12 protein-coding genes are annotated in these 12,189 nt (G+C 60.5%); 4 read left to right on the top strand and 8 right to left on the bottom strand.

Annotated elements, in window-relative coordinates; genetic code table 11:
- Positions 1 to 162: 162 nt before the first annotated feature.
- The 3 genes from H7K56_RS20035 to trmB all read right to left on the bottom strand — a co-directional run bounded on the left by H7K56_RS20035 (position 163) and on the right by trmB (position 2,097).
- Complete coding sequence (locus tag H7K56_RS20035; RefSeq protein WP_059011659.1) at positions 163 to 879, bottom strand: YggN family protein; 717 nt, start codon at positions 877 to 879, stop codon at positions 163 to 165.
- 172 nt (positions 880 to 1,051) lie between these two features.
- Positions 1,052 to 1,378 carry a YggL family protein gene (locus H7K56_RS20030; RefSeq protein ID WP_021313105.1) on the bottom strand — a complete coding sequence of 109 codons (327 nt, stop codon included), beginning with the start codon at positions 1,376 to 1,378 and terminating at the stop codon, positions 1,052 to 1,054.
- The gene (trmB, locus tag H7K56_RS20025; protein WP_059011661.1) at positions 1,378 to 2,097 is read right to left on the bottom strand and encodes a tRNA (guanosine(46)-N7)-methyltransferase TrmB; all 720 of its coding nucleotides are present in this window, start codon (positions 2,095 to 2,097) and stop codon (positions 1,378 to 1,380) included. The genes H7K56_RS20030 and trmB overlap by 1 nt, the downstream gene beginning before the upstream one ends.
- A gap of 154 nt (positions 2,098 to 2,251) precedes the next feature.
- Between trmB and mutY the strand changes: the two genes are divergently transcribed.
- Genes mutY through mltC form a run of 3 tightly spaced genes read left to right on the top strand, consistent with a single transcriptional unit; the run spans position 2,252 to position 4,743 of the window.
- Positions 2,252 to 3,337, top strand: a complete 1,086-nt coding sequence (mutY, locus tag H7K56_RS20020; protein ID WP_150361171.1) for an A/G-specific adenine glycosylase — start codon at positions 2,252 to 2,254, stop codon at positions 3,335 to 3,337.
- Positions 3,337 to 3,609, top strand: a complete 273-nt coding sequence (locus tag H7K56_RS20015) for an oxidative damage protection protein (RefSeq protein ID WP_059011805.1) — start codon at positions 3,337 to 3,339, stop codon at positions 3,607 to 3,609. The genes mutY and H7K56_RS20015 overlap by 1 nt, the downstream gene beginning before the upstream one ends.
- A 54-nt stretch (positions 3,610 to 3,663) precedes the next feature.
- The gene (gene mltC / locus H7K56_RS20010) at positions 3,664 to 4,743 is read left to right on the top strand and encodes a membrane-bound lytic murein transglycosylase MltC (protein ID WP_059011803.1); all 1,080 of its coding nucleotides are present in this window, start codon (positions 3,664 to 3,666) and stop codon (positions 4,741 to 4,743) included.
- A 68-nt stretch (positions 4,744 to 4,811) separates the two neighbouring features.
- On the opposite strand, the gene H7K56_RS20005 is transcribed toward mltC, so the two are convergent.
- Positions 4,812 to 6,959: an ornithine decarboxylase gene (locus H7K56_RS20005; protein WP_058776225.1), complete on the bottom strand. Its 2,148-nt coding sequence runs from the start codon at positions 6,957 to 6,959 to the stop codon at positions 4,812 to 4,814.
- 560 nt (positions 6,960 to 7,519) lie between these two features.
- Here H7K56_RS20005 and acuI point away from each other — a divergent pair.
- Positions 7,520 to 8,512, top strand: a complete 993-nt coding sequence (acuI, locus tag H7K56_RS20000; RefSeq protein WP_059011800.1) for an acrylyl-CoA reductase (NADPH) — start codon at positions 7,520 to 7,522, stop codon at positions 8,510 to 8,512.
- Positions 8,513 to 8,529: 17 nt separating this feature from the next.
- On the opposite strand, the gene H7K56_RS19995 is transcribed toward acuI, so the two are convergent.
- From H7K56_RS19995 to H7K56_RS19980, 4 genes are read right to left on the bottom strand one after another with little or no spacing between them, the layout of a single operon-like run.
- Positions 8,530 to 9,309 (bottom strand): heme ABC transporter ATP-binding protein, encoded by a 780-nt coding sequence (locus H7K56_RS19995; RefSeq protein WP_059011798.1) that lies wholly within the window; start codon positions 9,307 to 9,309, stop codon positions 8,530 to 8,532.
- Complete coding sequence (locus H7K56_RS19990) at positions 9,302 to 10,303, bottom strand: FecCD family ABC transporter permease (protein ID WP_127834537.1); 1,002 nt, start codon at positions 10,301 to 10,303, stop codon at positions 9,302 to 9,304. Before H7K56_RS19990 ends, H7K56_RS19995 begins: the two co-directional genes overlap by 8 nt.
- Positions 10,296 to 11,120, bottom strand: a complete 825-nt coding sequence (locus H7K56_RS19985) for a heme/hemin ABC transporter substrate-binding protein (protein WP_104188371.1) — start codon at positions 11,118 to 11,120, stop codon at positions 10,296 to 10,298. Before H7K56_RS19985 ends, H7K56_RS19990 begins: the two co-directional genes overlap by 8 nt.
- Positions 11,117 to 12,148: a hemin-degrading factor gene (locus H7K56_RS19980; RefSeq protein ID WP_150361803.1), complete on the bottom strand. Its 1,032-nt coding sequence runs from the start codon at positions 12,146 to 12,148 to the stop codon at positions 11,117 to 11,119. Before H7K56_RS19980 ends, H7K56_RS19985 begins: the two co-directional genes overlap by 4 nt.
- Positions 12,149 to 12,189 lie beyond the last annotated feature (41 nt).

Here is a 12,189-nt window from a genome sequence, read left to right as displayed (position 1 = left end):
ATAGTTATTAATGCGGAAATTTTGCCGTTATCAGATTCGTCCCGAATCTAAGACAATCTGTTAAATCACGGCTTAAAAGCTGCGGGGATAAAAAAAGGCACCACTGTTCAGAAGAACAATGACGCCGTGATGTTCCGTGCATTCAGCGGCAACGCGGCTGGCTTAGCCCTTTACGTTCTGCATCAGCGTCTTGCGCTGGCTCTCCAGTGCGGTCACCCGGTTACACACTTCATGACCGAAGTTCTGGAAATCCTGCTCCTGATTGTTCCATTCAGTCTGAATCGACTGCTGTAGCCCGCCGAGGTTGCCCATCAGCGCCTGCAGCGGATTGCTGCCGCTGGCGGCCTGTTTGGTACCCATCTCGTTCAGGCTATCCTGCAACACCCCGCCCAGCGTGCTCTGCACCAGCTTCTCGCCGTCGGCGCGCACCTGCTCAATGGCCTGATGGTGGAAGGTCAGGCCATCCGGGCGATGCTCGATGATGCGGTTCATCTGCTGCTTAAGCTGGCCGTTCAGCGTGGTCAGGCGATTGCGCACATTACTGTCCGCCCCGAGTTTTTCGACGATCACTTTATCCAGCGACACGCGGCCCCGCTCCAGACGGGTGGTTGCGCCGCTGTCGACCCACGGCAGATCGCGACGCAGCGCGTTCTGGTAGTCAATCGCCTGCTGGCGCGTGGCGTTATCGACGCTCACCGCCTTGCCGTTGAACTGCACATCGCCCTGCGGCGTGATTTCAAGGTTGCCGTTGCTGCCCACCACCTGCACGCTCTGGGGTTTGATGATCACATCATCCTTTGGATTGACGCTGCACTGATAGTCAGCATGCGCCTGAGCTGCCGTCAGCAGCAGCGCGGCGAGAAGAGCCTTACGAACCATGAAATCTCCTGCAGATGTGAATAGTCTGATAAGCGGTGGCATTGTGCTGCGTCTGGCGATGCGCAATAAATTGCGCCGCTACGAAAGGTGCATTGGACAAGCGAATCAACCAACACGCACTGAATGTGTAGCGGCGCGATTCATCGCGCGAAGTTATCGCCAGTGGTGATACTTAGTCCCACCAAACGTCGAAGAGTTCAGTGACCTGAATATCGGCGAGATTTTTCTTTTCCAGCCAGTTACGCACCAGCTCGCGGTGCGCGTCGGTGCATTTGCCGGTCTGCTGCAGACACACCAGCCCTTCCCACACCAGATAGCCGCTGCCGTCATAGGCCAGACCATTCGGATCGATCACCTCATTGATGAACTGATCGAGCGTGGCATCCACCTCTTCCTCACTGGTGCCTTCGGCAAAACGCCAGGCAACAGAGAAGCCCAGCTCCTGAAACTCATCAACATGCAACTTTTTACGTAAACGGCGGCTACGTTTTACAGCCATTATTTCACCCTCTCAAACATCAGATCCCATACGCCATGGCCCAGTCGCTGCCCGCGCTGCTCAAATTTGGTTAACGGACGCGTTTCCGGACGCGGCACGTAATTCTGGCTCTCCGACTGATTGCTATAGCCATCGATGCTGCTCATCACTTCCAGCATGTGCGTGGCGTATTCTTCCCAGTCGGTCGCCATGTGGAACACGCCGCCCAGCTTCAGCTTGCGCAGCACCAGCTCGGCAAACGGTACCTGGACAATGCGGCGCTTGTTGTGGCGCGCCTTATGCCATGGATCCGGGAAAAACAGCTGCACCATGCGCAGCGAATTGTCCGGCACCATGTTTTCCAGCACTTCCACCGCATCGTGACACATCACGCGCAGATTCTGCACGCCAGCCTCTTTGGCCGAGGCCAGACAGGCACCGACACCCGGCGCATGCACTTCAATGCCGAGGAAGTTCTGATGCGGATTGTTCTGCGCCATGGTCACCAGCGAGGCGCCCATGCCAAACCCGATCTCCAGCACCAGCGGCGCTTCGCGGCCAAACAGCGCGGCCATGTCGAGCGGCTGCGGCTGATACTCGACGCCCATCTCCGGCCAGTAATTGTCGAGCGCGAGCTGCTGTCCTTTCGTTAAGCGCCCCTGGCGGCGCACAAAACTGCGGATACGGCGTAAAGGCCGCCCGTTCTCATCAAATTCCGGGGTGATGACGTCATTAATCATGTTGAAACCTGCTGGTTAGCCTGTTCAGGGAAACGGGCATTATGCAAAGTTAAGTAACAGAAGCAAGCCTTTGCAATCTTCCGGTTTACACCCTGATGTCTCTGTGCTGGAATTCCTGCCTGATTGTAGAGTAAACACGGAAAATTTCCTTCTTATGATGCAGGCGCCGCAGTTCGCGCAACAGGTGCTGGAGTGGTACCAACGCTTTGGCCGTAAAACTCTGCCGTGGCAGCTGGAGAAAACGCCCTATAAGGTGTGGCTCTCCGAAGTAATGCTGCAGCAGACGCAGGTTGCCACCGTTATTCCCTATTTCGAACGCTTTATGGCGCGCTTCCCCACGGTTGCCGACCTGGCCGCCGCGCCGCTTGATGAAGTGCTGCATCTGTGGACCGGCCTCGGCTATTACGCACGGGCGCGTAACCTGCACAAGGCGGCTAAACAGGTGGTTGAGCTGCACGGCGGCGTATTCCCGCCTCATTTCGATGACGTCGCGGCGCTGCCGGGCGTCGGCCGCTCCACGGCGGGCGCGATCCTGTCGCTGTCGCTTGGCCTGCATTTCCCGATCCTCGACGGCAACGTAAAACGCGTGCTGGCACGCTGCTATGCGGTGAGCGGCTGGCCGGGCAAAAAAGAGGTGGAGAAGCGACTGTGGCAGATCAGTGAAGACGTCACGCCAGCGGAAGGCGTCAGCCAGTTCAATCAGGCGATGATGGATCTCGGCGCGTTAGTGTGTACTCGCTCCCGCCCGAAATGCGAAATCTGCCCGCTGAATAGCGGCTGCGCGGCTTATGCACAAGGCAACTGGGCTGATTATCCCGGTAAGAAACCGAAAGTCACGCTACCAGAGCGCAGCGGCTGGTTCCTGATGCTGCAGCACGGCGACGAGGTGTTTCTGGAACAGCGTCCGCCGGTGGGTTTGTGGGGCGGCCTGTTCTGCTTCCCGCAGTTCACCAGTGAGCAAGCGCTGACTGACTGGCTGGCGGCGCGCGGCATCTACGCGAAACCGCAGCAGCTTACCGCGTTTCGTCACACCTTCAGCCATTTCCACTTAGATATTGTGCCTATGTGGCTGGCGTGGCCTTCCTCCGGGTCGCTGATGGATGAAGCCGGCGGTCTCTGGTATAACTTAGCGCAACCACCGTCAGTGGGGCTGGCCGCGCCGGTAGAGCGCCTGCTGCATGAGCTGCGCCATCCCCGGCAGCTTCAACTGCGAACCAGTTTGACCGAAGAGGAAGAGTAATGAGCCGCACCATTTTTTGTTCTTATCTGCAACGCGAAGCTGAAGGCCAGGACTTTCAGCTCTATCCTGGCGAACTGGGTAAGCGCATCTACAATGAGATTTCCAAAGAAGCCTGGCAGCAGTGGATGTCCAAGCAGACCATGTTGATCAACGAGAAGAAGCTCAACATGATGAACCCGGAAGATCGCAAAGTGCTGGAGAAGGAGATGGTGAATTTCCTGTTCGAAGGCAAAGATGTGCACATTGAAGGTTACACCCCGCCAGAAAAATAAACGTTCAGGGCCTCCCTTTGAGGCCCTCTTTTTCGAGTCAGGCACGCATTCACAATGAATAAAAAACTGATAGCACTGCTGGTCATCGCACCCCTGTTAGTCTCCTGCTCCGGACAAAAAAAATCGCAGTACCATGAAGAGTGGGTTAAGGACACCAACGGTTTTGACATTCTGATGGGGCAATTTGCCGCCAACATCGAGAATATCTGGGGAATCAATGAGGTTCTGATCGCCGGACCCAAGGACTACGTCAAATACAGCGATAACTATTACACCCGCAGTCACATCAACTTCGACAGCGGTAGCATCACCATTGAGACCATTTCCGGCACCGATCCGATGGCCAGCCTGCGTCAGGCCATCATCACCACGCTGTTGATTGGTGACGATCCGGGCAACGTCGATCTCTACTCCGACGCCAACGATATTCAGATCAGTAAAGAGCCGCTGCTCTACGGCCAGGTGCTGGATAATACCGGTCAGCCGATCCGCTGGCAGGGACGCGCCGGTAACTTTGCCGATTACCTGATTCAGAACAAACTGCAGAGACGCACCTCCGGGCTGCACGTTATCTGGTCGGTGACCATTCCGATGGTGCCCAACCACCTCGACAAACGTGCGCATAAATATCTGCCGCTGGTGCGCAAAGCCGCCGAACAGTATGGCGTTGATGCCTCGCTGATTCTGGCGATCATGCAGACCGAATCGAGCTTCAACCCTTATGCGGTAAGCAACGCCGATGCGCTGGGTCTGATGCAGGTGGTGCAGCATACTGCCGGGGTCGATGTGTTCCGCATGAAGGGCAAATGGGGTAAACCGAGCCGCAGCTATCTGCTCGATCCGGCCAATAACATTGATGCCGGTACCGCTTATCTGTCGCTGCTGCAGAAGAGCTATCTCGGCGGGATTCAGGATCCGCTATCGCGCCGTTACGCAGTGATCACCGCTTATAACGGCGGGGCGGGCAGCGTGCTGCGCGTGTTCTCCAGCGATAAAGACCGCGCCTTCGCCACCATCAACGGCATGTCACCGAGCCAGGTGTATCAGACGCTGACCACCAACCATCCGTCGGCCGAGTCGCGCCGCTATCTGTACAAAGTGAGCCAGGCACAGCGCAGCTACCACCGTTATTGATTAGCGCTCATCGCCACCTTCTCCCGCCTGCGGGAGAAGGTGGCGTGCGGTGGGGGAACAGCCCCCTCCTACAACATCATATTCGCCACTAACCGCTTGTGCCCGCTGTCATCCTCCTCGGTGTAAACCCCCTGCAACTCCGGTGAAAAGCCCGGCAGCAGATTGATACCCGCTTCCAGCGCGAGGAAATAGCGCTGCACTGCCCCGCCCCAGGTTTCGCCTGGCACCACGCACAGCACACCCGGCGGATACGGCAGCGCCCCCTCGGCGGCAATGCGCCCTTCGGCACTGGCGATCGGCACCAGCTCAACGTCACCGCGAATATACGCCTGATGCGCATCCTGCGGATTGACCTCGACTTTCGGGAAACACGCCTGGCGGAACATGTCGCGCTGCAGATCCTTAACGTCGTAGCTGACGTACAAATCGTGCATCTCCTGGCACAGGCGACGCAGCGTGTAGCCCTGATAGCGCTCGACGTGCCTGCGATACACGCTCGGCAGCACTTCGGCCAGCAGCGCATCTTCCCGCACGTGCTGTTCAAACTGCTCCAGCATCGCCACCAGATGCGCCATTTTTTCCGGCGTTTCCGCTGGGGTCAGCAGGAACAGGATTGAGTTGAGATCGCACTTCTCCGGCACGATACCGTTCTCGCGCAGATAGTTGGCGAGAATGGTGGCCGGAATGCCAAAGCGGGTGTATTCGCCGCTGGTGGCATCGATGCCTGGCGTGGTGAGCAGCAGCTTGCACGGGTCCACCAGATACTGTCCGGCATCGTAACCGGCAAAACCGTGCCACTTCGCGCCCGGTTCGAAGCTGAAATACGCCGGATCGGCGGCGATGGTGGCGGTTTCTGCCGCCTGCCATGCCTTGCCGTGCACCTGCTCCGGCAGGAAGGGCTGAATCAGGCTGCAGCGCTCAAGGATCGCTTTGCGTGCCTCAATGCCCAGCGTGACGCAGTCGTGCCACATGCTGCGCCCCGCTTCGCCCTGATGCATTCTGGCGTTGATATCCAGCGCAGCGAACAGCGGATAGAACGGGCTGGTTGAGGCGTGCAGCATAAACGCGTTGTTCAGCCGCTTGTGTGGGCAGAAGCGTTTCTGGCCGCGAATATGGTTATCTTTCTTGTGAATCTGCGAAGTCTGCGAGAAGCCCGCCAGCTGCTTATGCACCGACTGGGTGACAAAAATTCCCGGATCGTTCTCATTGAGCTCCAGCGTCAGCGGCGAGCAGCCGGCCATCAGCGGAATAAACTGCTCATAACCCAGCCATGCCGAATCAAACAGAATGTAGTCACACAGATGCCCGATGCGATCCACCACCTGGCGCGCGTTGTATACCGTGCCATCGTAGGTACCAAGCTGGATGATCGCCAGCCGGAACGGGCGCGGCTGATCCGCGCGCTGTGGCGTGACCTGGCGCACCTGCTCGCGCAGATACGTCTCGTCGAAACAGTGCGCATCGATGCCGCCAATAAAACCAAACGGATTACGCGCCGCTTCCAGATAAACCGGCGTGGCGCCTGCCTGGATCAGCGCACCGTGGTGGTTAGATTTATGGTTATTGCGGTCAAACAGCACCAGATCGCCGCGCGTCAGCAGCGCATTGGTCACCACTTTGTTGGCGCTGGAGGTGCCGTTCAGCACGAAGTAGGTTTTATCGGCGTTGAACACGCGCGCGGCATATTTCTGCGCATCCTTGGCCGAGCCTTCGTGGATCAGTAAATCGCCCAGCTTGACGTCCGCGTTACACATATCGGAGCGAAAGACGTTCTCGCCGTAGAACTCATAAAACTGACGTCCGGCCGGATGGCGGCGGAAAAACGCCCCGCCCTGATGGCCCGGACAGGCAAAGGTGCTGTTCTGCATATCGACATAGCGCGTCAGGGTGTCGAAAAACGGCGGCAGCAGTTCCGCCTCGTACGCCTGCGCCGCCTGCTCCAGCGCCTGCCACTCTTCCGCTGCGCCGTTGATCTCTCCGGTCACGCCCGGCAGCGTCAGCACCGCGTCATCAAAGGCGTTCGCGACAAACACCGGCAGATTGAAGCCAGTCTGGCGCAGCAGCGTCAGCACGCCGCTGCGTGTATCGGCCAGCGAGACCACTACCGCGGCCACGTCGGTGAAATCGGTATTATCCAGCGTCACCACGTCGCGCGCGGTGTTGAGACTCAGGCTTGGCGCTACCGCTACGCTGGCAGCAATTTTCAATGGGTTCATAACACAAATCCCCGTAATGAAGGATGAGTGGGTGCCAGTGGCACAGCAATGAGGAAATTTCCCCGGCGAATAACGTCCGGCGGCCGCAACCGATAGACATCAGTAAAGCCAGATCGCGTCTGTCTTTACTCATATCCAACAGCGAACGGGGCGTAGCCTCACCGCATGGTGAGCGGGAAATGCGAACAACAGATGACAGAGGCGCGCTTGTCATGAAGCGCACGGCGACAAGTGCAGATGTGCATTGTACCGGACATGGCGGCGTCCTCAGCGATGAAGATGGGGAATAAATTCGGGCGACATGATGGCATCTTTTTTTCCCGCGAACAACCAATCAGGGCGGAATTTTGATGCAGAACGCCAATGCGCTACTTCATTGATTTACATGAATAATAGTTAAGGCGTCTATTTTTAACTGCCTGAATAGTCGAAGATTACGCAAAGTTATGCAGAATGTAACACCGGTGCGATAGCGACCGCCTGCCGCGCCCATCCGCCTGGCACTCCCTGCGGCAGAAGCGTACTATGGAGCGCACTTCTCCCAACCAGCCGGAGGCTGCATGTTCAAGGCACTGGTCATTGAAAATGATGAACAGGGATACCGCACATCCCTGCAGGATCTGTCAGAGCAACAATTGCCCGATCAGGATGTTACCCTCGAAGTAAGCTACTCCACCCTCAACTACAAAGACGCGCTGGCCATCTGTAATAAAGGGCCGATTGTGCGCCAGTTTCCCATGGTGCCGGGCATCGATTTTGTTGGCCGGGTGATCCACAGCCGTCATCCGGAGTGGCAGCAGGACGATGTTGCGCTGCTCACCGGCTGGGGCGTGGGTGAAAAACACTGGGGCGGGCTGGCGCAGAAAGCCAGCGTCTCCGGCGACTGGCTGGTCAAGGTCCCGGCGGCGCTCAGCCCGCTGCAAACCATGGCGATTGGCACCGCCGGCTTTACCGCGATGCTGTGCGTGCTGGCGCTGGAAAAACAGGGCATCACACCGCAGCACGGTCCGGTGCTGGTTACCGGTGCCAGCGGCGGCGTGGGCAGCTTCAGCGTGAGCCTGCTGGCACGTCTCGGCTATGAGGTCGTGGCATCCAGCGGCCGCGCCAGCGACAGCGCCTACCTGCTCGATACGCTCGGCGCCTCCGCGATTATCGACCGTAACGAACTGAGCGCGCCCGGCAAACCGCTGGCGAAAGAGCGCTGGGCCGCCGCGATCGATAGCGTCGGCAGCCACACGCTGGCCAATGTGTTAGCCGGGATCCAGCGCGACGGCGTGGTCGCCGCCTGCGGCATGGCGCAGGGCCTCGATCTGCCCACCAGCGTTGCGCCGTTTATTCTGCGCGGCGTTACGCTGGCCGGCGTGGACAGCGTGATGTGCGCCAAACCGCTGCGTCAGCAGGCGTGGCAGCGTCTGGCGGAACTGGTTGACGGCGCGCTGCTGGAGCAAATGACCAAAGTGATTCCACTGAGCGAGGCGCGCGCAGGCGCAGAACAGCTGCTGGCAGGCCAGGTGCGTGGGCGGCTGATTGTCGATTGCCGCCAGGCGCCCTGACCCGGTGCAGGATGCCGTTATGGCCGCAGCTGTATCTGCGGCCGATCCTGCGCTGGCGGCGTAACCACCTGCAGGTCGGCCTGATACCAGCGCGTCAGGATCGGTTCGGTCATCACCGCGTGCGGCGCGCCCTGCGCCACCAGCTGGCCGTGGTGTAACAACAACACCCGATCCGACCACAGTGAGGCCAGATTCAAATCGTGCAGCACCGCGCAGACGCTGAAGCGGCCATTGCGCGTCAGCTGGTGCAGCAGGCGCAGAGTGGACTGCTGCCAGTAGAGATCGAGCGCGGAGGTGGGTTCATCCAGCAACAGCCAGCCGCGCGGACCGTCGTCATGCCACAGCTGCGCCAGCACCCGGGCCAGCTGCACGCGCTGCTGCTCCCCGCCCGACAGCGAGCGATAGTCGCGCTGCGCCAGCGGCGCGCTGCCGGTTAACTGCATCACCTCCTGCACCACCGCCTGGCAGTTACCGGCCGGCCAGGGTGCGCGCCCCATCGCCACCACGTCGGCAGCCGGCAGCGGAAAGGTGACGCTGTTTTGCTGGCGCATCACCGCGCGGCGCTGCGCCAGCGGTTCGCGCGGCCAGGCCGCCAGTGGACGATCGCCCAGCCAGCATTCACCGGCGTCCGCGTGCAGAAAGCCGGTCAGCAGCCGCAGCAGCGTCGACTTACCGGCACCGTTAGGACCGATCAGGGCAACCATTTCGCCCGGCGGCAGCGTCAGGGAGACATCATCGATTAAGGTACGCGTTCCCCGGCAAAACCGCAGTCCGCGCGCCTGCAACTGCTCACTCATTCAGCCCCCTTTGCTGGCGCAGAATCTGCCACAGGAACCACGGCCCGCCCAGCAGACTGGTTAGCAGCCCGACCGGCATTTCGGCCGGAATCACCACGGTGCGCGCCAGCGTATCCGCCAGCAACAGCAGAATCGCTCCCGCCAGCGCCGCGCCCGGCAGCAGCCAGCGGTGGTCACTGCCGAGACAAAAACGCATCACGTGCGGCACCACCAGCCCGACAAAACCGATAATGCCGCTGACCGCCACCGCCGTGCCCACCAGCAGCGCACTCAGCACCAGCAGCTGGCGCTGCGTGCGTTTAACATCGACGCCCATATAGTGCGCGTCCTCTTCGCCCAGCTGCAGCAGATTGAGGCGACGCGCGCGCGTCTGTACCAGCAGCAGCGCCGGAACAATCAGCAGCGCGCACACCAGCAGGCTCGGCCACTGGGCACCCGTCAGGCTGCCCATGCCCCACAGCGACAGCTGACGCAGCTGCTGGTCGTTGCTCAGCCACGACAGCACGCCAACCGCCGCGCCGCATAGCGCATTAATCGCAATGCCCACCAGCAGCAGGCGCGCCAGCTGGCCCTGCGCCAGCCGGCTAAAGCTGAAGATCAGCAGCGTTACTACCAGGCTGCCGGCAAACGCTGCCAGCGAGGGCAGCCAGAGCGCCAGCAGCGGCGGCAGGCTGACCGGCAACACCACTGAGAGCGCCACCGCCAGCCCGGCACCGCTGCTGATACCCAGCAGTCCGGGATCGGCCAGCGGATTACGAAACAGCCCCTGCATCACCGCGCCGGACACCGCCAGCGCCATGCCAGTCAGCACCGCCAGCAATACGCGCGGCAGGCGAATTGTGAGCCAGATTTGCCAGGCCAGATCGCTGAGCGGCGCCTGCCACAGCGTGCGCAGCGACAGCGGCATCGCGCCGAGGTTGGCCGCCAGCAGCATGCACACCAGCATGCTGATACTCATTAACATCAGCCAGCGCATCATCAGGCGGTTAATCATGCTGCACGGCTTCCGCCGCATGGCGCAGGCGCAAAATCGCGTCCGGCGTATCGAGGCCGAAACTCAGCAGCGCCATCTCATCAATCACCAGCAGCGCGTGATGCTGGCCGGCCGGCGTCAACTGCAGGCCCGGCAGCGCCCACACCGCCTGTTCGCCACCCAGCGTGCGCAGCCCCTCTTCGCCGACCACCACCAAATCCGGTGCCGCCGCCACGACGCCCTCCTGCGACAGCTGCTGATAGTGCGGCACCGCGCCCATGGCATTGACCAGGCCGGCAGCGCGAATTGCGCCGTCAGCGCCGGTCTGCGCACCAGCCGCCTGGGTACGTAATCCACCGTGCGCCATGATAAACAGCACTTTCACCGGCAGCGGCCGCTGCGGTAGCTGCGCACGCTGTTTGTTGACCTTGTCGATCAACGCGCGGGCCGCCTGTTCACGCTGCAGCGCTTTGCCAATGGTGGCGATTTTGTCCGTGATGGCGTCGAGGCGGTTATCCCCACTGACCTCCACCACCGTTACCCCGGCGTCCGCCACCTGCTGCAACACCAGCGACGGTTTAGCCAGCGCGCTGGCCAGTACCAGCGTCGGTTTCTGTGCCAGAATGCCTTCCGCGTTGAGCTGGCGCATATAACCGATATCCGGCAGCCTGGTGGCCGCCGCCGGATGCTGGCTGGTGCTGTCGCGCGCCACTAGCTGCGCCTGCGCATCCAGCGCGTAGACGATCTGCGTTACATCGCCTCCGATAGTAATGATGCGCTGCGCCGCCCACGCCGGCAGCGTCAGCAGAGCAAGCAGTGTCAGGATCAGCGCTTTCATGCGGCGGCTCCTGTCGGCGTCAGCGCCATCACCTGCTCGCGCCAGCGTGCCTGTTCCGGCGTGCCCTCGCTGCGCTGGCCGTACAGCTGGGCAATCTGCGTGCCATCGGCAGCAAACAGCTCCAGACTGGTGACGAAGCCATCGCCGCCCGGCTTGCGCGTCACCCAGCTCTCGTGAATGCGATCCGCCATCAGATGCAGCGTGAATGTGGGGTTAAAAACGTTAATCCAGTTATCCAGCGGCACCACTTTCCCGATAGTGCCGGTAAAGATCTGGGTACAGCCGCGATTGCCGACGAAGATCATGATTTCATTGCCATCCTGCTGTACCTGGCCCAGCAGCGTTGCCAGCGCGGTGTTGCTCACCTGACGCGCTAAATCATCCGGCACCGCGCGAAACGCCTGCGGCCGCGAGAGATGGTGACGCTTCAGCAGGCCAAAGAACTGATGCACATCGGTCATGGCACGCCACTCCGCTTCGACAGTGCCGGCATCCACCCTGTCGCTGAACGGCGTGGCGCTGACCGGCTGCGGCTGCAGCTGAGGCGCGTGCGCCAGCCGGAAGCGCTCAATCAATGCCTGCCACGCCGGCATCTCCGTTTGCGCGGTGGTGTAGATTTTCAGCACCGCATCAGCGTGACGATCGAAAATCTGTATGCTCTGTCGTTCGCCGTGCGCGGTCTGCTCGCGCAGGAAGAAAGCACTGTGCCACTGCGCGGGAAACAGACGCTGGTCGAGCGCACGCGGATTAAGCACCAGCCCGCCATGTTCGCCGAGATGCAGATTGCTGTAGGTTCCCACCTGTTCGTGCACCGCCCAGGCATTGCGCGTAATACTTTTGGTCTCACCCACTGCCGCCAGCGCCGTCAGCAGCGCCGGAAAATCGGCGCGCAGCGGCTGCGCGTCGTGGCCCACGCGCGCTTCGCACAGCTGTGCTTCCCCTATGCCCATCAGCGCGGCTAAATCACGCGCGTACATTTTTGGATGCTGGCCTTTCAGCGCCAGATAGTGTTGATAGCGTTGATGCATTGCGCTTGCTCCCGTGAAAATGCCCTGCGCCACCGCAGGGC

Source organism: Pantoea dispersa (assembly GCF_014155765.1).
GTDB lineage: Bacteria > Pseudomonadota > Gammaproteobacteria > Enterobacterales > Enterobacteriaceae > Pantoea > Pantoea dispersa.
This window is presented reverse-complemented; position numbering and strand designations above follow the sequence as displayed.

What these genes read in the sequence shown, in the direction of transcription:
- H7K56_RS20035 (WP_059011659.1), bottom strand. Translation starts at nt 879, where the DNA reads ATGGTTCGTAAGGCTCTTCTCGCCGCGCTGCTGCTGACGGCAGCTCAG.
- H7K56_RS19995 (WP_059011798.1), bottom strand. Translation starts at nt 9,309, where the DNA reads ATGAGTGAGCAGTTGCAGGCGCGCGGACTGCGGTTTTGCCGGGGAACG.
- H7K56_RS20030 (WP_021313105.1), bottom strand. Translation starts at nt 1,378, where the DNA reads ATGGCTGTAAAACGTAGCCGCCGTTTACGTAAAAAGTTGCATGTTGAT.
- H7K56_RS20005 (WP_058776225.1), bottom strand. Translation starts at nt 6,959, where the DNA reads ATGAACCCATTGAAAATTGCTGCCAGCGTAGCGGTAGCGCCAAGCCTG.
- mutY (WP_150361171.1), top strand. Translation starts at nt 2,252, where the DNA reads ATGATGCAGGCGCCGCAGTTCGCGCAACAGGTGCTGGAGTGGTACCAA.
- trmB (WP_059011661.1), bottom strand. Translation starts at nt 2,097, where the DNA reads ATGATTAATGACGTCATCACCCCGGAATTTGATGAGAACGGGCGGCCT.
- acuI (WP_059011800.1), top strand. Translation starts at nt 7,520, where the DNA reads ATGTTCAAGGCACTGGTCATTGAAAATGATGAACAGGGATACCGCACA.
- mltC (WP_059011803.1), top strand. Translation starts at nt 3,664, where the DNA reads ATGAATAAAAAACTGATAGCACTGCTGGTCATCGCACCCCTGTTAGTC.
- H7K56_RS20015 (WP_059011805.1), top strand. Translation starts at nt 3,337, where the DNA reads ATGAGCCGCACCATTTTTTGTTCTTATCTGCAACGCGAAGCTGAAGGC.
- H7K56_RS19985 (WP_104188371.1), bottom strand. Translation starts at nt 11,120, where the DNA reads ATGAAAGCGCTGATCCTGACACTGCTTGCTCTGCTGACGCTGCCGGCG.
- H7K56_RS19980 (WP_150361803.1), bottom strand. Translation starts at nt 12,148, where the DNA reads ATGCATCAACGCTATCAACACTATCTGGCGCTGAAAGGCCAGCATCCA.
- H7K56_RS19990 (WP_127834537.1), bottom strand. Translation starts at nt 10,303, where the DNA reads ATGATTAACCGCCTGATGATGCGCTGGCTGATGTTAATGAGTATCAGC.